At 67.3% G+C, this 18,960-nt stretch carries 18 protein-coding genes; 6 read left to right on the top strand and 12 right to left on the bottom strand.

Annotated elements, in window-relative coordinates:
- The first annotated feature begins 166 nt into the window (after positions 1 to 166).
- From VB777_RS09440 to VB777_RS09430, 3 genes are all read left to right on the top strand, one after another.
- On the top strand, positions 167 to 1,324 hold the full coding sequence (locus VB777_RS09440; protein ID WP_322757506.1) for a thiamine phosphate synthase: 1,158 nt from the start codon (positions 167 to 169) through the stop codon (positions 1,322 to 1,324).
- On the top strand, positions 1,321 to 1,554 hold the full coding sequence (thiS, locus tag VB777_RS09435) for a sulfur carrier protein ThiS (RefSeq protein ID WP_197153843.1): 234 nt from the start codon (positions 1,321 to 1,323) through the stop codon (positions 1,552 to 1,554). Before VB777_RS09440 ends, thiS begins: the two co-directional genes overlap by 4 nt.
- An 86-nt stretch (positions 1,555 to 1,640) precedes the next feature.
- Positions 1,641 to 2,576 (top strand): DUF1517 domain-containing protein, encoded by a 936-nt coding sequence (locus VB777_RS09430; RefSeq protein WP_197159119.1) that lies wholly within the window; start codon positions 1,641 to 1,643, stop codon positions 2,574 to 2,576.
- Here the strand turns inward: VB777_RS09430 and larB are convergent.
- From larB to era, 5 genes are read right to left on the bottom strand one after another with little or no spacing between them, the layout of a single operon-like run.
- Entirely contained in the window at positions 2,545 to 3,258 is a 714-nt protein-coding gene (larB, locus tag VB777_RS09425; protein WP_323248565.1) for a nickel pincer cofactor biosynthesis protein LarB, read from the bottom strand. The genes VB777_RS09430 and larB overlap by 32 nt on opposite strands.
- A complete protein-coding gene (locus tag VB777_RS09420) occupies positions 3,255 to 3,707 on the bottom strand; it encodes a TIGR03792 family protein (RefSeq protein WP_197153841.1) in 453 nt (150 codons plus the stop codon). The genes larB and VB777_RS09420 overlap by 4 nt, the downstream gene beginning before the upstream one ends.
- The gene (gene trmD / locus VB777_RS09415) at positions 3,707 to 4,927 is read right to left on the bottom strand and encodes a tRNA (guanosine(37)-N1)-methyltransferase TrmD (RefSeq protein WP_416223913.1); all 1,221 of its coding nucleotides are present in this window, start codon (positions 4,925 to 4,927) and stop codon (positions 3,707 to 3,709) included. Before trmD ends, VB777_RS09420 begins: the two co-directional genes overlap by 1 nt.
- Positions 4,928 to 4,938: 11 nt before the next feature.
- Positions 4,939 to 5,508, bottom strand: coding sequence for a phycobiliprotein lyase (locus VB777_RS09410; RefSeq protein WP_231597741.1), 570 nt, complete (start codon positions 5,506 to 5,508; stop codon positions 4,939 to 4,941).
- A 51-nt stretch (positions 5,509 to 5,559) separates the two neighbouring features.
- Positions 5,560 to 6,642, bottom strand: a complete 1,083-nt coding sequence (gene era, locus VB777_RS09405) for a GTPase Era (protein ID WP_323248561.1) — start codon at positions 6,640 to 6,642, stop codon at positions 5,560 to 5,562.
- Between the two features lie 34 nt (positions 6,643 to 6,676).
- Between era and VB777_RS09400 the strand changes: the two genes are divergently transcribed.
- Positions 6,677 to 7,210 (top strand): hypothetical protein, encoded by a 534-nt coding sequence (locus VB777_RS09400; protein ID WP_197169646.1) that lies wholly within the window; start codon positions 6,677 to 6,679, stop codon positions 7,208 to 7,210.
- Positions 7,211 to 7,433: 223 nt separating this feature from the next.
- On the opposite strand, the gene VB777_RS09395 is transcribed toward VB777_RS09400, so the two are convergent.
- The 5 genes from VB777_RS09395 to VB777_RS09375 all read right to left on the bottom strand — a co-directional run bounded on the left by VB777_RS09395 (position 7,434) and on the right by VB777_RS09375 (position 13,564).
- The gene (locus tag VB777_RS09395; RefSeq protein WP_197153837.1) at positions 7,434 to 8,165 is read right to left on the bottom strand and encodes a Bax inhibitor-1 family protein; all 732 of its coding nucleotides are present in this window, start codon (positions 8,163 to 8,165) and stop codon (positions 7,434 to 7,436) included.
- 76 nt (positions 8,166 to 8,241) lie between these two features.
- Complete coding sequence (locus VB777_RS09390; protein WP_197169645.1) at positions 8,242 to 9,237, bottom strand: PhoH family protein; 996 nt, start codon at positions 9,235 to 9,237, stop codon at positions 8,242 to 8,244.
- A gap of 11 nt (positions 9,238 to 9,248) precedes the next feature.
- The gene (gene rpsP, locus VB777_RS09385; protein WP_197153835.1) at positions 9,249 to 9,635 is read right to left on the bottom strand and encodes a 30S ribosomal protein S16; all 387 of its coding nucleotides are present in this window, start codon (positions 9,633 to 9,635) and stop codon (positions 9,249 to 9,251) included.
- 69 nt (positions 9,636 to 9,704) lie between these two features.
- A complete protein-coding gene (gene ffh, locus VB777_RS09380; RefSeq protein WP_197153834.1) occupies positions 9,705 to 11,201 on the bottom strand; it encodes a signal recognition particle protein in 1,497 nt (498 codons plus the stop codon).
- A 143-nt stretch (positions 11,202 to 11,344) separates the two neighbouring features.
- On the bottom strand, positions 11,345 to 13,564 hold the full coding sequence (locus VB777_RS09375; protein WP_323248559.1) for an IMS domain-containing protein: 2,220 nt from the start codon (positions 13,562 to 13,564) through the stop codon (positions 11,345 to 11,347).
- A gap of 109 nt (positions 13,565 to 13,673) precedes the next feature.
- On the opposite strand from VB777_RS09375, the gene pdhA reads away from it, so the two are divergent.
- Positions 13,674 to 14,768 (top strand): pyruvate dehydrogenase (acetyl-transferring) E1 component subunit alpha, encoded by a 1,095-nt coding sequence (gene pdhA / locus VB777_RS09370; RefSeq protein ID WP_197153832.1) that lies wholly within the window; start codon positions 13,674 to 13,676, stop codon positions 14,766 to 14,768.
- A gap of 48 nt (positions 14,769 to 14,816) precedes the next feature.
- Here the strand turns inward: pdhA and VB777_RS09365 are convergent, their stop codons facing one another.
- Both VB777_RS09365 and VB777_RS09360 read right to left on the bottom strand, forming a co-directional pair.
- Complete coding sequence (locus VB777_RS09365; protein ID WP_197153831.1) at positions 14,817 to 15,749, bottom strand: RNA polymerase sigma factor, RpoD/SigA family; 933 nt, start codon at positions 15,747 to 15,749, stop codon at positions 14,817 to 14,819.
- A gap of 140 nt (positions 15,750 to 15,889) precedes the next feature.
- Positions 15,890 to 17,572: an NAD(P)H-hydrate dehydratase gene (locus VB777_RS09360; protein WP_322757513.1), complete on the bottom strand. Its 1,683-nt coding sequence runs from the start codon at positions 17,570 to 17,572 to the stop codon at positions 15,890 to 15,892.
- Between the two features lie 165 nt (positions 17,573 to 17,737).
- Between VB777_RS09360 and mnmA the strand changes: the two genes are divergently transcribed.
- Positions 17,738 to 18,940 carry a tRNA 2-thiouridine(34) synthase MnmA gene (mnmA, locus tag VB777_RS09355; protein ID WP_197159116.1) on the top strand — a complete coding sequence of 401 codons (1,203 nt, stop codon included), beginning with the start codon at positions 17,738 to 17,740 and terminating at the stop codon, positions 18,938 to 18,940.
- Positions 18,941 to 18,960 lie beyond the last annotated feature (20 nt).

Here is an 18,960-nt window from a genome sequence, read left to right as displayed (position 1 = left end):
GCTCTCAGCCGGCCGGATAGGCGTGGGTGAGCCCCCAGCCGATGAAGGCGGCGATGCCCCCCAGGAGCAGCACTCCAGACACCAGCACCAGCATCGGGTTGTCGCTGCCGCCCTGCTCCATCTCGACTGGTTCCTAGGCTCTCCCCACCCTACCCAGGTCGCACCCATGGCGGGTTCTCCCGCGCCGGATCAGGTGGCAATTCATCGCCTGATCGACGCCAACCTCGACCGGGCGCGCGAAGGCCTGCGGGTGCTCGAGGACTGGTGCCGTTTTGCCCTGGAACGCGGGGATCTGGTGGTCCGCACCAAGGACCTGCGCCATCGGCTGGGCCAGCGCCATGCCGATCACTACAAGCTGGCCCGCCGCACCGCGACCGATCCGTCCACGGGGCTGGGCCATCCCGCCCAGGAGCAGCGCCGTACCCCGGATCAGGTGATCGGTGCCAATGCGGCACGGGTGCAGGAGGCCCTGCGGGTGATCGAGGAATTCGCTCGCGCCGGCGATCCTGAGCTGGCCCAGGACGCTGCGGCGATCCGCTATCTCCTCTACGACCTGGAAGTGGAACTGCTCCAGGCCTCAGAGCCCACAGCCGACCCAGCTTCAGCCACAGCCCCAACTCCAGACGCAGCCGCTTCGCGGCGCCAGCGCCTCGCCGCTTGCAACCTCTATCTGGTCACCGCACCGGTGCCCGATCTCGCCGGTGTGGTGGAGGCCGCCCTGCGGGGTGGTGTGCGCCTGGTGCAGTACCGCGCCAAGGAGGGCACACCGGGGCTGGATGACCAGCGGCGCCTCCAGGAGGCCCAGGTTCTGTGTGACCTTTGCCGTCAGCACGGTGCCTTGTTCCTGGTGAATGACCGGATCGATCTGGCCCTTGCGGTGGAGGCCGATGGCGTCCATCTCGGCCAGGGCGATCTGCCGGTCCCCCTGGCTCGGCGGCTGCTGGGTCCGGAGCGGTTGATCGGGCGCAGCACCCATGCCCTTGAGCAGTTGGAGCAGGCCGTCGCTGACGGCTGCGACTACGTGGGGGTCGGTCCGGTGATGGCGACGCCCACCAAGCCCGGCCGCGAGCCCGTCGGGCTGGCCTACGTGCGTCAGGCGGCAGCCCAGAGTTCGATTCCCTTCTTCGCAATCGGGGGGCTCACGGCAGAGCATCTGCCCGCCGTCCTGGCCGCCGGTGCCCGTCGGGTGGCGGTGGTGCGGGCCGTGATCGAAGCGGAGGATCCGGCTGCCGCCGCCCGGCATCTGCTCGATCAGCTGGACGTGGGCGGGCCAGCCGACACCCATACTCATCGGGTCCTGAAGCACCAGGAGATCCCCTCGTGACCACGCCGCCGGAGCCCCAGGAGCTCATCCGGCTGCAGGTGAATGGCGAGGAGCGACGCTGCCCGGCCGGCCTCAATCTCGAGCAGGCCCTCGTCGCCCTCGGCTACCGGCCCCAGCTCGTGGTGGTGGAGCTCAATGGTGAGATCCTGCCGCGCCGGCAGTGGCCGGAGCACCGGGTCGTGGAAACCGATGGGCTGGAGGTCGTCACCATCGTGGGAGGCGGTTCCTAGATTCGTTTCACCCGCAAACGGCGTCCCTGGTGTTCTCCCCGCGACCAAACCAGCCCCTTCGGAGCAACAGACCCGGCCAACGCCCCCTGCGGCGATTGTTCAGCTGGCTGGCGATTCCCCTGCTCGTGGCGGGGCTGTTGCTGGCCCATCCGGATCCCAGCTGGGCCGCTAGAGGCGGCCGCATCGGCGGCGGCAGCTTCCGCTCTGCCCCCTCGGTGCCTCGCAGCTATGGCGGCGGCAATCTCGGCGGTGGCGGTTATCGCGGTGGGAGTTACGGCAGAGGTTTCGGCGGCGGCATCGGCTTTCCCTTCCTGATTCCGATCTTCGGCTTCGGCGGAGGGGGCCTGTTTGGTTTCCTGATCCTGATGGCGGTGGTCGGCGTTCTGCTCAACGCCGTCCGTGGCATGGGGAATGGCCCGAGCCTCGGCAGTGGCAACGGCGTTGCCTACCCGTCCCGCCCGGATGGTCCCGTCACGATCGCCCAGGTTCAGGTCGGTCTTCTGGCCACGGCTCGGCAACTGCAGCAGGATCTCCGCAGGCTGGCCGCCAGTGTGGATACGGGGACCAATGCTGGCTTGCAACGGGCCCTGCAGGAGACCACCCTGGCCCTGCTGCGCCATCCGGATCTCTGGGTCTATGCCCACAGCGATGTGGGTCAGGTGCCCTTTGCCAGCGCCGAATCCACGTTCAACCGCCTTTCCATGGCCGAGCGCAGCAAGTTGTCACGCGAGGTGACCAGCAATGTCGGCGGTCAGCGCCTCAGCGACAGCAGCATGACAGCTGGCGACAGCGACGCCACCAGTGATTTCATCGCCATCACCCTGTTGGTGGCAACCCGCACCAAGCTGGCGCTGAAGGGTTCCGATACCGCCGAAGACCTGCGCCAGACCTTTCAGAAGCTGGGTGCCGTGGGCATTGAAGATCTTCTGGCCCTGGAAGTGATCTGGCAGCCTGATGGTGCTGGCGACGTGCTCAGCACCGAGGAGCTGCTCACCGCCTATCCAGATCTGCAGCACCTGTGATCCGCAGGATGCGCAGCGCCGCCATAGCGGCGCCGTAGCCGTTGTCGATGTTGACGACGCTCATTCCTGGGGCGCAGCTGGCCAGCATGCCGTGCAGGGCTGCCATCCCTCCGGCGCTGACGCCGTAGCCCACCGAGACCGGCACACCGATCACCGGCTGCGGCAGCAACCCGGCCAGCACCGTGGGCAGGGCTCCTTCCATGCCGGCACAGGCGATCAGCACGGTCGCCTGTTGGAGCCGTTCCAGCTGGCTCTGCAGACGGTGCAGCCCGGCTACCCCGACATCCAGCACCAGCTCCACGGGCACGCCATGGCAGGCCAGGGCAAGGTGAGCCTCGGCCGCGACACCCAGGTCGCTGCTGCCACCGGTGAGAACGATCACGCGGCCGAGCTCCGGATCGGGCGGCGGCGGTGCCGGCAGGGTGAGGCAGCGGGCCTCTGGGTGGTGCAGCGGCCGGTCTGTCTCCTGGCCTTGGCCAACGAAGCTCTCCAGAATGGCCTCGGCTTTGTCGGGGGCCACGCGTGTCACCAGGGCCAGCTCGCCCTGGTCGTGGAATCGGCGCAGCAGGGTCACAATCTGCTCGGCGCTTTTGTGTTCCCCCCAGATCGCCTCCACCATGCCGAGGCGTCCGCGCCGCTCGAAGTCGAGGCGGGCCCAGATCTCGCTGCTGAGCCCGCTCATGGGCGCAGGATCTGCAGTTCGCCCTCCTGAACCAGTGGGAAGGGATTACCCGCGGCCTGTCCGGTGGCCGAGCGGGCCAGTTGCTCGAACTGCTCCTGTACCGCCTCCACCTCCTGGGGGGCGATCGCCTTCCACTGCTCGCGGCTGGCCCAGCGAATCAACAGCAGACCCTCCTCCCGCTCCTGATCCCAGAACAGATCACGGCCCAGGAACCCATCCTGTTGACGCAACCAGGGCTCCCAGCTGCCGCGCTCCGCCTCCAGCCAGGCCTGCTGGCCATCAGCCGGAACCTTGACGCGCAGCTGCTCCACGATCGCCACGTCATAGCCACCCTCGGGATCGGCGAAGGCGGCAATGCTGACCTGCGGATGGGAGCCCAGCAGCACGATGAGGAGCCCAATGGTGCTGAGGACCCTAAGGAGCCAGACACGGGGTCGGCGAGAGCCCATCAGCCGGCGCTGGGGCGCTGCAGCAGAGCCACCGCATGGCAGGCGATGCCCTCTTCACGGCCGGTGGGGCCGAGCTGTTCGTTGGTGGTGGCCTTGATGCCCACCTGGTCGGGATCCAGGCCCATGCAGGTGGCGATCGCGGCACGCATCGCCGTGATGTGGGGTTTGAGCTTCGGGCGCTCAGCCACCACCACCGCATCGACGTTGCCCACACGCCAGCCCCGCTCCGCCACCAGAGCCACCACCTGCTGGAGCAGCTGCAGGCTGTCGGCGCCCTTCCACTGCGGGTCGTCCGGCGGGAAATAAAGACCGATGTCCCCCAGGGACAGGGCACCGAGCAGGGCATCCATCAGGGCATGGACCAGCACGTCAGCGTCGCTGTGGCCGTCGAGGCCCAGGCCGGCTGGATGCTCCAGGGTCTGCCCCCCCAGGATCAGGGGGCGTCCTGGCACGAGGCGATGGATGTCGTAGCCGTTGCCGATCCGCAGCTGCATGGAGCGCCCATGGTGGCCGCCAGTCTGTCCTGCCGGAGCCTCCTGCACGAGCCAGCGGGCATGCAGATCCGGCCGCCGCGCGGCGGTGCGCTGCAGCTGTTGCTCAGCCCGCCAGCGGGCGATGGCGCCATGGTCGCCGCTGCGCAGCACGGCCGGCACGGCCATGCCGCGGAAGTCGGCCGGCCTGGTGTAGTGCGGATGCTCCAGCAGGAGGGTGCTGTGGCTTTCCTCCTCCAGGCAGGCCTCGGTGCCCACGGTGCCGGGCAGCAACCGCACCACCCCGTTGATGATCGTCGCCGCCGGCAGTTCGCCGCCGGTGAGCACGAAGTCGCCGATCGACACCTCTTCATCGGCCAGGCTGCGAATGCGCTCGTCGAAGCCTTCGTAGTGGCCGCAGAGGAACAGGAGCTGCTCGTAGTCGCTGGCCCAGCGGCGCAGATCGGCCTGGGTCAGCGGCTTGCCCTGGGGGCTCATCAGCAGCACCCGGCGCCGCGGCACAACCGGAATCGCCTCGACGGCCGCAAACACCGGCTCCGGCTTGAGCACCATGCCAGCCCCGCCTCCGTAGGGGATGTCATCGACCTTGCGGTACTTATCGGTGGCGAAATCCCTCGGGTTGTGAACGTGCAGCTCGGCGATGCCGGCCGCGAAGGCTCGCCCGATCACCCCCAGCCCCAACAGCGGCGCAAAGGCCTCCGGGGCCAGGCTGACCACATCGAGGCGCATGGCCATCGGCTTCAGACCGCCGTGGCGCCAGGCGCGGCCGCACGGCTGACCCGCCGGATCTCGGAGCTGAAGCTGGCGCGGCCGGGGCTGCCATCGGAGCGGTGTTCCACGGTGCTGCGCAGCCGCAGGTTGGGCTTGGTGAACCAGATGCGCTCGCGCACCTCCGTGCCGCCGCTCTCCAGCCGCAGCTCCAGGCTCCCGTCCGGCCACAGCTGCCAATGTCCCGCTGGGCTGGTGCCGGAGGCTGCCGCTGAAGCCCGGAATCCACCTTGCCGATCGAAGACCAGGCTGCGTTCGGGGTGCCCCTTCGGGGCGATCAGCAGCCCACCGGGTTCCGCAGGGTGCTCGGCCCTGAGGTAGGTCACCACCAGCTCGCCGCGCTCGGAGCTGTGCCACTCATCACCATTGGCGCCCTCTTCCAGCTGCCCCAGGCCAAACAGACTGCGCAGGCTCATCCATTCGCCCGCACAGAGCTGCAGGAAAGCCGTCAGATCACTGGGCGGAAAGGGAGCATCCGTTGACGCCGCCGGGACAGGAGGCGTGGAGGCGGCAGCGCTGGCGCCGGGGCTGGCGTCGACCAAGGCGGATCGGTGCACGATCGTCCCATCCTCTCAGCCGCCCTCCCGATCGCCTCAGTCGCCGCGATAGCCCAGTTCCGCCAACCGTGCCGCGCTGCGCCGCCAGTTGGGCACCACCTTGACGAACAGCTCGAGATAGACCGGTCCGTCGAACACCTTCTGCATCTGCAGCCGAGCCCCCTGGCCGATCTGGCGCAGCATGCTGCCCCCCTTGCCGATCAGGATGCCCTTCTGGCTGGCCCGTTCCACCAGCACCGTGGCCAGTACGGCCGTGCGGGGGCCGTCATCGACGATGCGATCGATCTGCACCGCCACCGAATGCGGCACCTCCTCGCGGGTGTGGCAGAGCACCTGCTCGCGGATCAGCTCGGCCAGCAGCAGTTGCTCCGGTTGATCGCTGGTGGCATCGGGGGGATAGAGGTGGGGGCCGATCGGCAGATCGGCGGCCAGAGCCTCGACCAGCTCCGCCGTGCCGACTCCCGTGAGGGCACTGACCGGATGGAGGGGCCAGTCCAGCCGTGGCGCAGCGGTTGGCCCGACGTCGTCCCCAGGGCTGGCGCCAAGCGTGTTGTCGCCGGCCAGGAGCTGCCGGTAGGTCTCCGCCAGCTCCCGGGCCCGCTCGGGCGGCACCAGATCGCTCTTGTTGAGGGCCACGTGCACCGGCACCCGGGCGTGGCGCAGCAATTCGACGATGAAGCCGTCGCCTCGCCCCGCGGGCTGGCTGCCGTCCACCAGCAGCAGCACCAGGTCCACCTCCCCGATCGCGCCCCGGGCGCTCTGGACCAGCCGCTCGCCGAGCAGATGGTGGGGCTTGTGGATGCCGGGCGTGTCGAGCAACACCAGCTGAGCGCTGGGGGTGGTGAGGATGGCCCGCAGGCGGTTGCGGGTGGTCTGAGCCACCGGCGAGGTGATCGCCACCTTCTCCCCCACCAGCTGGTTGAGCAGGGTGGATTTGCCCACGTTGGGGCGACCGATCAGGGCCACAAAGCCGGAGCGGAAGCCCTCGGGGGCCAGGCCGAAGCTGCTTCCCCCGGCGGCCGGGGGCTCGGGAATCGGCAGCAGACGCCCACCTGCTGCTGCGGTGCCCTCGGGGCTGGGTTGGGGCGACGACGGATCGCCGGGGTGACTTGGCTCCATAACCTCAACACTGCCAGCAGACGGTGCCGACCCCATGGATACGTCCACCCCCCTTGCCCAGCCCACCTTCCCGCAGGCGATGGAGATCACGGCCCAATGGCTGGGGCTGTGGGAGAGCGGCGAGCTCAGCGACGAGGTGCTGGCCGATCGGGTGGGGGAGCTGGTGGCCAGCCGCGACGGAGCCCGTGGCTTCTTCGTGGTGGCGCTGGCGGGGGATTGCCCGTTGATGGACCGCCTGCCCGAGCCGCTGGTGCTGCAGCTGCGGGCCGCCGGCGATGGAGTGGTGGATCTCACCGCCCGCAACCTGGCCATGAGCACCGCCATGACCCTGCACCACGGGCGCGCCGGCGATGACCAGCAGCAGGCGGCCTCCGCCCGGGTGGCGGCCCGCTGCACCGAGCTCATCCGCCTGCTGGAACCCCTGGCGGTGAAGACCCGGTTGGAGATTCTGCTGGCGGCCGCTCGGAACGGCTCCGGCACCGATGTGGATTTTCTGGATCGCTGGGGCTACGACACCGAGCAGCGCGCGGCCATTGCCGAGGCGATCGAGGCGGTAGCCGAGGACTGATCGCGAGCCAGACAGACAGACAGAAAGACAGTTAATTGGCCAGCCAGCAGCCAGGCAAGCACGTTATTGCACAGAAAGGCACACAATTGACACTGCTGAATCAATCAGTGCCCCCAGTTCGGGCACGTCCCATGAAAAAGCGCCCCTTTAGGGGCGCAAAGGAGGTTCGAAGATAGATCAGCAATGGCTGTTTTTCAGGCCTTGGGATCAATCGTGCTGGGATTCAGTCGCGACGGCCACCACCCTGCAGGGCGATGATCAGGCGCAGAATGAAGATGAAGAGGTTGATGTAGGTGAGGTACATCCCCAGAGCACCGGCTAGATACTGGTCGTCGGTGTAGGACCTGGGCATCGTATAGAAGTCCAGGAATGCGGCACCGACAAACAGCACGGTGCCGAAACCGGCGATCATCAGTTCAAAACCACCCGTGCTGAACATGCCTGGGGCAAAGATGCTGCCCACAACCTGAACCACCATGGCGATGATCAGGCCGAGCAGACCCAGACCCACCACGGCTCCAAGGGCCTGACCGATGCTGTCGCTCATGCGGCGTCCCAGCACCGACGCCACCACAAAGGTGATGCCAGTGGCCAGGGCGGCTGTGCCTACGGCACCGATACCTGCAGAGGCAACGGCGTAGCCGACGATGCCACTCAGAGTGAAGCCCGTGATCAGGCTGTAGGCGGCCAGCAGCGGCAGGGCAGTGCTGTTATTGCCCTTGGAGGCCACATTCTGGGCCACGAAGAACAGGATGAAGTTCCCGATCAGGGCCACCCAGAACAGGGGCATGTACAACGGGCTCGACATCATCGAAAGCCCACCCAGCACCCCGCCAGCGGTGAGCACCATGCCACCACCTACGTAGGGCAGCGCCTTGCTGACGACATTGGGCCCAACGAGGGCGCTGGAATTGGCCTCGCGGATCGCTTCCTGGAAATTGCTGCTGGCCGGCATGGCTCACCAGTTCTGCGTACTGACTCATCCTGCCAGCCAGTGACGGGGGCCGGTTGATGCGTTGGTGCGGATCTCCCTATCGTCGGCTGCTGGAGCCGGAGGGCGCCCCATCCCTGCGGGCATAGGCCTGCACCAACCGCTGCACCAGTGGATGCCGCACCACATCGGCAGCGGTGAGGGTGCAGATCGCCACCCCCTCGACCCCCTGCAGCACCTGGGCGGCTTCCGCCAGGCCACTGGTGACCCCAGGGGGCAGATCCACCTGGGTGGGGTCGCCGGTCACCACCATGCGCGAATTCTCACCGAGCCGGGTGAGCACCATCCGCATCTGACCCGCCGTGGTGTTCTGCGCCTCATCGAGGATCACAAAGGCATCGGCCAGGGTCCGGCCTCGCATGTAGGCCAGCGGTGCCACCTCGATCACACCCTTTTCGAGCAGCGTGGCGGTGCGCTCGCTGCCGAGCAGGGTATGGAGGGCGTCGTACAGAGGCCGCAGATAGGGATCCACTTTCTGCTGCAGATCACCGGGCAGGAAGCCGAGCCGTTCTCCGGCCTCCACAGCGGGCCGGGTCAGGATCAGCCGTTCCACCTTGCGCTCGTGCAGCATCCTCACCGCCAGAACCGTGGCGAGGAAGGTCTTGCCGGTGCCGGCAGGGCCGAGGGCCAGGGTGAGGTCGTGGCACTCCATGGCGTCCACGTAGGCCTTCTGCTTGAGGGTGCGGGGGCGCAGCAGTTTGCCGCTCTGGCTGCGGGCCAGCACCTGATCACTGAGGCGCGCATGTTCCTGCTCCCGGCCCGTATCCAGAGCCTTGAGCGCGGTCTGCACGTCCACCCGGGTGATCGCCTGTCCCTCCTGCCACAGCGGGCGAAGCAACTCCACCAGGGCAGAGGTGCGCTCCAGCTGGGAGGCCCGCCCCTGCAGCACGAGGTCGAGCCCGCGCAACACAAGAAGCGTCCCGGTGAGGGACTCAAGGTGCCGCAGGCTCGACTCGGCTTCCCCAGCCAAGGCAAGGGCTGCCTCGGGGGAGGGGAGCGGAATGGAGAAGGTCTGGAGCCCCGCCGCTTCGGCCATGGGGCTGCCGATCAGGCTTCTACGGCGGCGGGTTCGGGTTCAGCGGTCGCTGCTGCCGCCTCAGCGGCCTTGGCAGCGGCTTCAGCGGCGGCCTGCTTGGCAGCGGCCTCACGGGCGGTGGCCTGCTTGGCCTTGCCCACCACCTCGGCGGAGCGGATCGTCTTCTCGATCAGACCACCCTTCTCGAGTAGGTAGCGCACGGTGTCCGTGGGCTGGGCGCCCTGGCTGAGGCGCTTGCGGATCGCCTCGGTGTCGAGGCGCGTCTCTTTGGTGCGGGGGTTGTAAAAACCGAGTTCCTCGAGGGGATGGCCATCCCGGCGTGAGGTGCTGTTGGTGGCCACGAGGCGGAAGCTCGCTTCCCGCTTCTTACCGAACCGCTTCAGGCGGAGCTTGATCATCGAGGCTGTGCCGCTAGGTGTCCAAAGGTCGAATCTACCTCTCAGACCTTCACCCCCCGCAAGAGGCCCTCAGAGTTGCCCGAAGCCCTTGCGCTTCTTGGCCGGCCGGGCCGGTTTCGGCGCGCCGCCACGGCCAGCAGGCGCCCCCATCCCGGGCATTCCGCCCATGCCAGGCATCCCTCCCATCCCCGGCATGCCGCCCATGCCGGGAAAGCCCCCCATGCCAGGGAATCCCCCAGGCATCCCTCCCATGCCCGGCATGCCACCCCGGCTCATCTGCTGCATGAAGCCGCGCATCTTCTGGAAATCGGTGAGCACCTTGTCCACCTCGGCGGGGCTGTGGCCGCTGCCGGAGGCGATGCGCCGCCTGCGCGAGGGCTGGGAGGCCAGCAGATCGGGTTGCTCCCGTTCCTGCTGGGTCATCGAGCCGATCATCGCCTCGATCTTCCTGAGCTGCTGCTCGCCCTGCTTGAGCATGCCGTCGTCGATCTTGTTCATGCCCGGGATCATTTTCATCAGGCCGCCCAGGGAGCCCATGCGCTTGATCAGGCGCATCTGCTGCACGAAATCGGAGAAGTCGAAGGTGGCCTCCTGCAGCTTCTGCTGAATGCGGGCCACATCGGCCAGCTCCACCTCCTTGGTGGCCTTCTCCACCAGGGTGAGCACATCACCCATGCCGAGGATGCGGCTGGCCATCCGTTCCGGGTGGAAGGGCTGCAGCGCCTCCACCTTCTCGCCGGTACCGATGAACTTGATCGGGGCACCACTCACCTTGCGGATCGAAAGCGCTGCCCCGCCTCGGGAGTCGCCGTCGAGCTTGGTGAGCACGGCGCCGGTGATGCCCACCTGCTCGTGGAAGGCGCGGGTCAGTTCGGCCGCCTCCTGACCGATCATCGAATCCACCACCAGCAGCACCTCATCGGGCTGCACGGCTTCGCGGATCCGCACCATCTCCTCCATCATCGACGTGTCGATCTGAAGGCGGCCGGCCGTGTCGACCAGCACCGTGTCGAAGCCCTCCTGCCGCGCTTTGGCGATACCGGCTGCGGCGATGGCCTCAGGCCTGGCCTCGGTGCCCAGGCTGAACACCTCCACGCCGATCTGGCCGCCCAGGGTCCTGAGCTGTTCGATGGCAGCCGGGCGGTAGACGTCCGCTCCCACGAGCAGCGCCTTGCGGCCCTGGTCCTTGAGGTGCAGGCCGAGCTTGGCGGTGGCGGTGGTCTTGCCGGCGCCCTGAAGGCCGGCCATCAGGATCACCGTGGGAGCCCCCTCCGTGCCGCCTGCCGCCAGGGGAGCGTTCTCGCCCCCCATGGTCTCCACCAGCTGTTCATGCACCAGCTGGATGAACTTCTGATCGGGGCTGATGCCACGCACCACCTCCGACCCCACGGCCCGGCTGCGCACCTCGTCCACGAAGGAGCGCACCACCGGCAGGCTCACATCGGCGTCGAGCAGAGCACGTCGCACCTGCTGGAGGGCCCCCTCGACGTTGGTTTCGGTGATTTTGTCCTGACCCCTCAGGCTCTTGACGGCGTCTTCAAAACGCTGGGAAAGCTCGTCGAACATGAAGGGCTGGCGGAAGGGGCTGACGGAAGCAGGCTGACGGAAGACGCGGCCGGAGTCGGGGCCTCCAGTGCCTGCGATCGTAAAAACTCAGCGTCGGTGGTGATCTCCCGGTGGAGCGTTCCCCTCTGCCGCGGATGGGAAGATCAGCCCCCTCGGTGGAAGCTCACCAGCTGCCAGGGACCGTCTTCACGGCCAAACACATAGGTGTTGGTCAGTGTGAAGGGAGGGGTGGTCTCGATCACGGCGCCATCGGCAGCCAGGGTCTGATCGGAGTAGCGCAGCTCAGCCACCAGCACGACCCGCCGGGGCGACTGCTCGGTAATCCGCAGATCCAGCACCTTGGTGTCGATCACCTGGCGCCGATCACGAGCCTGGTCCCGTCGCCTTTCGCCCTCAACGGCAGCGGCCTGGTTGGAGCGAGCCACCGCTTCGAGGGCAACTGCCGGCTTGTCACCGGCGAGTACCGCCGCTTTTGCAGCCAGCCACCCCTCGAGCAAGGCACGCATCTGAGCTTCGCTGGGCTCAGCCGCCTCCAGGGGAAGAGCCTGGGCTGGCGTCGGCATGGTTGCGGAGGGCTGTGCCTGGGGTTGTGTTGGCGCTGCAGTGGAGCTTGGGGACGGAGTCTTCTGAGGAGCTGCAACTTGAGAATCCTGTCGACCCTGATCAGCCACGTGGGGACTCCAGAGCCACCAGCCGGTCGCCAGCAGCCCCCCCCCCACCACCAAGGCCCCACCCCACAGCAGGGGCCGGGGCAAGGCGGCCAGCTCAGTCGAGATCCTGGAGACCGCTGGCTCCCACAGGTTGGACCGCAGCTGGGCGGGATGGAGATCGGACCAGCGCAGGAGCGGCACTTCCTGCAGGTCTGGATCCTCCGCCTCCATGTTCTGTTCGAACTGGGGGGTCATTGATGCCCGGGACAGCTCTTCTGGAAAGGGGTGGTGAGGATCGCGGGTGAGGTCCCAGCCTGGCGCCATCGACTCAGCCAGTGGAGGAAGGGGTGCAGCACCGGTGAACAGGCTTCCGGCGGCGGACAAAGCGGCAGGAGTGGCTGGGGACATGGAAGAGCCAGGGGAATTCACAGGCGTCGAGGCCAGACTTCCGCCGGTCGCGGTGGCTGGCGGGGACAATGCCGCAGATGTCGTGGCCGTCACTGACTCGGTCGCAGGCCTGGGATGCTCGGCTTCGGCCCGGCGACGTCGACGGTCCTGGCGTTCCACGAAGCTCTGCACGTCACGATCATTGAAATAGGCGTCCAGGTCAGGTTCGGAGTCCAGGTCGCGGTAGCCGGTGAGCACCTCCCGGGCCAGCCAGTCGCGGCACACGGCGCAGAGCCGAACCAGGAGTGGATCCTCCCCATCAATGGCGTGGTGTGGGTTCTGAGGCGCTGTGCTGGAGAACAGCGCCTCCGCCTGATCCACGTCTCCAAGCAAGAGCAGCAGACAGGCTTGATCGGTCTGCTGGGGTGGCGCACCTCGGATAGCCAGCCGCTCCAGGGCCGCGGCGATCCGTTCGGGTTTGCGCTGGGCGAAGCCGCTGGCAGTGAGAGCCTTGCAGGCCAGAAGTTCGGCGCGGGCCGACCCCGCCCGTGACCAGCGCTCGAACAGATCGAGTTGCTCCTGCAGGGTGAGGAAGGAACGGATCTGGGCCAGAAACGCCAGGAATTCCTGGGGGCTGAGCATCGTGCTGGCTTCACTGTCCATACCACCGCGCTGCTGCACCAACTGCTCCAGCAGAGCCATACCTTCATTCCGCTGAGCCACGGCGGCCAGGTCACGGCTGAGCAGGTCGAGGATCCGGTACGGCAGGAGCTGATCGCGCTCCGTGGCCATCTGGTCCCGAAGGGCTGCACACTGGCCCATGCGTTGCAGCAGTTGCAGGCCACGAGTCAAGGTCTGGGAAGCGGCTTCATAGCGGCGTTGACGGCGATATTCGGTTGCGGCTGCCTGGCTGCTCAGCCCAGCCAGCAGCGTGAGATCCGCCTCGCGGCCGCTGCCAAGAGAGGGTGCCCGAGGGGGCTGCAGGCACCGCTCAGCCTGCTCGAAAGTCTCCAGAGGTTGACCGGCTTCAAACAGCAGGAGAAGCCCGCCCACCTCGTGGGAACTGGACACCTCCAAGGCTGCCATGGCCTGGGCGTCGTCGCCCACAAGGGACGTGAGATGGGATTCGTAAGTGCGCCGTCTGTCTTCATCGGTGAGCAGATCGGCACTGGCGCGCAGCAGCTCACTCCTTGCTTCCAGCGTATCATGGGTGAAACCCTGGTCGGGAGCCCGATCGAGCCTCTGCTGCAGGGTACGGAGCACAGACTGGGCGTCTGTGGTGGGGGTGACACCGAGCAGACGGAAGTGATCGATCGGCAGTTCCAACCAGGCATCCGCTCCTGGGAGCCGACTGTAAGCAGGAGAAGCAATCTGGACAGCCGTTCGATGTCGGACCCCGTACAGTCAGCAACACGCTTCAGCATCCGGGCCCGTCATGACGCAGGAGATGGCCGCAGAGACCACCGCTATGGGCAGTGCCATCCCCTCCGGAGCCGGCAGCCATGCCGAGCGCCTGTCCTCCCTTTACCCCTCAGGCAATCTCAGCATCAGCCGCGAGGAGGGTCTGATGCTCTACCGCGACATGACCCTGGGGCGGCGCTTTGAAGACAAGTGCGCCGAGATGTATTACCGGGGCAAGATGTTTGGGTTCGTGCACCTCTACAACGGCCAGGAGGCTGTGAGCACGGGCGTGATCAAGGCGATGAAAGCCCAGCACGACTGGTTCTGCAGCACCTATCGCGACCACGTGCATGCCCTCAGCGCCGGTGTTCCTGCCCGTGAGGTGATGAGCGAGCTGTTCGGCAAGGCCACAGGCTGCAGCAAGGGCCGTGGCGGTTCGATGCACCTCTTCTCCAAGGAGCATCATCTGCTGGGGGGCTATGCCTTCATCGGCGAGGGCATTCCCGTCGCGCTCGGTGCCGCGTTCACCAGCCGCTACAAGCGTGATGCCCTCGGCGATACCGACAGTGACTCGGTCACAGCAGCCTTTTTCGGCGACGGAACCTGCAACAACGGCCAGTTCTTCGAGTGCCTGAACATGGCGGCACTCTGGAAGTTGCCCATCCTGTTTGTGGTGGAGAACAACCGCTGGGCCATCGGCATGGACCATGACCGTGCCACCAGTGATCCTCAGATCTGGCGCAAAGCAGCCTCCTTCGGCATGGCCGGTGAGGAAGTTGATGGCATGGATGTGCTGGCCGTTCGGGCTGCCGCTCAACGCGCCGTGGAGCGTGCCCGGGCCGGCGAAGGCCCGACCTTGCTGGAGTGCCTCACCTATCGCTTCCGTGGCCACTCCCTCGCCGATCCAGACGAGCTGCGTGCCGAAGCTGAAAAGCAGTTCTGGGCTCAGCGCGATCCTATCAAGCAGCTGGCTGCTCACCTCACCAGCCAGGGATTAGCCAGCGGGGACGATCTCAAGGCGATTGAAAAAGAGATCGATGCCGAAGTGAGCGATTGCGTTTCCTTTGCACTGGATGCGCCCGAGCCCGATCCAAGCGAACTGACCCGCTACATCTGGGCGGAAGACTGAAAAGCCGCACTGCCGACACTGAGTGCTCGCAGGTCAATAATCTGGGGGCTATCGGCGGGTGAGATTCCGCAGTTTGCGCAGCGCCTTGAGCTCCACCTGCCGTACCCGCTCGCGGGAGACATCGAGCCGGCGCCCGATCTCGGCCAGGGTGTGGCGCTCTTCGCCTTCAAGGCCGAAGCGCAGCTGCAACACCTCCTGCTCCTGCTCGGTGAGCTGACTGAGCCAACGCCCCAGCTGTTCCTGGTGCATCCCCCGTTCGACCCGATCCAGCGGTTCCTCACTGCTGATGTCGGCGATCAAGTCGCCGAGGAAACTGCGACCTTCGTCACCGCTGACAGGCGCATCCAGGCTTGAGGTAGTGAGCGCCTGACGCAGCAAGGAGTCGAGCTCCTCGAGTGGCATATTGATCGCCTCAGCGATTTCGCGGCGACTGGGCATGGCGCCTAACTTATGGGCCAGCTCCAGGCTCACACGGCGCACGGTGGTGAGCCTTTCGCTGAGATGAACCGGCAGACGGATAGTGCGCGACTGGCAGGCGATTGCCCGGGTCATGCTTTGGCGGATCCACCAGAAGGCATAGGTGGAGAACTTGTACCCCCGAGTGGGATCGAACTTCTCCACAGCGCGCTCGAGCCCGAGGGAACCTTCCTGAATCAGATCGAGCAACTCCAGGCCCCTGCCTTGATATTTCTTGGCGACGCTCACCACGAGCCTCAGATTCGCTTTCATCATGCGCTGCTTGGAACGACGCCCCAGACGCAGAATCCGACGCTGCTTCTCCGTTTCCGCGTCGGGCTCTGGCTCACAGTCGCGTTCGCCCCGCTCCAGCAGATGCATCATCGCCTGCACCTGGTTGCCCAGTTCAATCTCCTCGGCTGCGGTGAGAAGAGGCTCGCGACCGATCGTGGCGAGATACCAGCTGATCGAATCACCGCCACGCCGGCGACTGGAGTCCCCCGTCTTCAGGGATGAGGTCGCCATTGGGGAAGGGTCGGAGGCTGGAATGTCGACTATCCACGAAAAGGATGAAAAGGGGCTGTACTTTCAACAACCCTTCAGGTTGTGACAGCAAAACCACACAGTCGAATCGTTAGTCCAGTCTCAAATCAATCTTGCCGTGGTTAATGCTGTTGTGCGGCTCGCAAGTGTGCGGATTTCTTGACTTTCCTCACTGTCGGTAACGCTGCCGCCACCGCTTCCGGTGTGGCGGCCCCCTCCCCCTGCTGACGCACCACCAGGCCACCGGCCTCGGCATGGGCCAGGGCCGCGCCGGCCAGCAGGACCGGCAGCGCTTCCAGGTCTGCTCCGGCCGCCAGCGCTCTGCCCCCCACCCCAGCGGCGAAGCCGGCCAGCACATCGCCCAGCCCAGCCCTGGCTGCGCCAGGCCAGGCTTTCAGCAGCTGCCAGCAGCGGCCATCAGCCGCAGCCACCACGCTGCGGGCACCCTTGAGCAGCACGGAACAGCACGCCAGAGCCGCCGCCTGCCGGGCGGCTTCCAGTGGCTGCAGGTCGCCCAGATCGGGAAACAGCCGGTTGAATTCACCGCGATGGGGCGTGATCCAGGTGGGTCCGCCGCGTCCTCGTAACCAGAGAATCCCAGGCGCCTCGCCCGGCTCACCGCTGGATGCGGCGAGCCGGTTGAGGCCGTCGGCATCAAGCACCAGCAGCCCGGGGAAGGCCTGCAGCTGATCCCAGAAACTCTGTTCCGCCTGCCACAGCCTGGCTTCTGCGGTTGCCGCGGCCGCTCCCAGCCCCGGTCCCAGCAGCACCGCATCGAGACGATCCAGCGCCCCGGCGCCCAGCCCCCCCAGCGCCAGTCCACCTTGGGCAGTGCTGCCCAGGCTGGCCTGCAACACGGTGTGGGGCTGCACCAGCCAGAGCCGCTCCGCCACCGCCTCGGGCAGCGCCGCCCGCAGGCTGCCGACACCGCTGGCACTGGCGCCGCTCAAGGCCAGGATTGCAGCACCGCGGAAGGTCTGGCTTCCAGCCACCACCAGCAGGCGACCACGGCCGTACTTGGCGGCGGTGGGATCGATCTGGGGCCAGGGGAGGGCACCCAGATCGGAAGCAGCCATGGCGCCACCGATACCGAGGAGTTGGCTCGGCGGCAGGGAGCCAAGCAGAGTCGCAGCCAGACCCAGGTCGATCCGCCGCAAACGCCCCACATAGGGCAGGGCCGCATCCTGCACCAGGCCCTGCTTCCGCAGGCCGATGCAGAAGGTGGTGTGGGCCACGGCAGCCCCGTCCCCCAGGCAGCGTCCGGAGTCGCTGCAGAGTCCGCTGGGCACATCGATCGCCAGCAACTGCGCCGGTTGTTGCTGCTGGCGATGCGCCAGCAGCTGCTCCAGGGCTGGATCCAGCCGGCGGGTCTGGCCCACCCCGAACAACGCATCGATCCAGAGGGCCCCATCGGCCGGGTCGGGCTCTCCTTCCAGGGCGGCTATGCCCAGCCAGGCGGCGTGGCGGCGATGGGCTTCGGTGAGCGGTTTGAGCCGCGGCCAGGGGCACCAGATCCGCACCGGCCAGCCGGCCAGATGCAGTTCCCTTGCCACCACCAGTCCATCGCCTCCGTTGTGGCCCGGCCCCACCAGCACCAGCACGCCGGCCCTGCGGGCCCGCCCGCGCCAGGCAGAACCGGTGCGCACTCGCTCAGCCACCGCCAGGGCAGCCTTCTCCATCAGGGCCTCGACCGGCAGGCCGGAGGCGAACAGTTGCTGCTCCAGCGCAGCCATCTGGGCACCGCTGACCAGCAGGTGATCCGCATCGCGCCGGGGCCAGCAGGGCGCAGGGGGGAGGGGCGACAAGGCGGTGATGGCGGCACGGTTTCATGATGGAAAGCCTGCGGCCCGCCGACAGCCGCGTACTGCCTCCAGGTCTTGACCGTCCATCCCGCTCCACTGTCTTCGCCGTTGCCTGCGCCGCTGTCTGCTGAAGGGGTGACTGCGTCAGCCGATACCGCCCTCCGCGCCGTGGCCGCCCCGGTCACCCCTGCCGGAGCTGAGGCGCTTGAGCGCCTGCGCCGCTGGCCGGGAGAGCATCGGGTGGCCGTGGGCCTCTCCGGTGGTGTCGACAGCTCCCTCACGGCGGCCCTGCTGGTCGAGGCCGGCTGGCAGGTGGAAGGGCTCACCCTCTGGTTGATGAGCGGCAAGGGGGCCTGCTGCGCCGAGGGCCTGGTCGATGCGGCCGGCATCTGCGAGCAGCTCGGCATTCCCCACCACGTGGTGGATGCCCGGGAGCGCTTCCGCGAACAGATCGTCGATGTGCTGGTGCAGGGCTATGCCTCCGGGATCACGCCGCTGCCCTGCTCGCGTTGCAACCGGGAGGTGAAATTCGGCCCGATGCTGGAGTGGGCGCAGCAGCACCGCCGCATCGAGCGCATCGCCACCGGTCATTACGCCCGGGTGCGCCATGCCGATGCCGGCGATCCACTGCCGGTTCCCACCAGCGCCGCTGCAGAGGGCGCGACCGTGGCCGGGCGCCATCAACTGCTGCGCGGCCTGGATCGCCACAAGGATCAGAGCTATTTCCTCTACGACTTGCCCCAGGAGGTGCTGGGGCGGCTGGTGTTCCCCCTGGGGGAGCTGACCAAGCCGGACACCCGGCTGGAAGCGGCGCGCTACGGCCTGCGCACCGCCAGCAAGCCCGAAAGTCAGGACCTCTGCCTCGCCGACCACCATGGCTCGATGCGGGCGTTTCTGGACGCCTACCTGCCGCCCCGCCCGGGCGAGATCGTGCTGGCCGACGGCACCGTGGTGGGCAGCCACGACGGCATCGAGCATTTCACCATCGGTCAGCGCAAGGGTCTGGGGGTGGCCTGGAGTGAGCCGCTGCATGTGGTGCGGCTCGATGGCGCCATGAACCGGGTGGTGGTGGCTCCGCGGCGGGAGGCGGCGCGGGACCGTTGCATCGTGGGGGCGATCAACTGGATCTCCATGGCTCCGCCGGCGGCGGCGCTGGAGGTGGACGTGCAACTGCGCTACCGCAGCGCCCCCGTGGCAGCCCGGCTCACCCCCCTGGCCGCCCAGCCAGACGACGGGGCCCATGGCCGGCCCCATCGCTGCCAGGTGGAGTTCGCCGAGGAGCAGTTCTCGATCACCCCCGGCCAGGCGGCCGTGTTCTACGCCGGCGAGGTGGTGCTGGGGGGAGGCCTGATCCAGGCTCACCAGGTTTGATCCAGGTGCTCCAACCGGGA

Source organism: Synechococcus sp. CCY9202, from assembly GCF_034931685.1.
In the GTDB taxonomy this organism is placed as follows: Bacteria; Cyanobacteriota; Cyanobacteriia; order PCC-6307; family Cyanobiaceae; genus CBW1002.
This window is presented reverse-complemented; position numbering and strand designations above follow the sequence as displayed.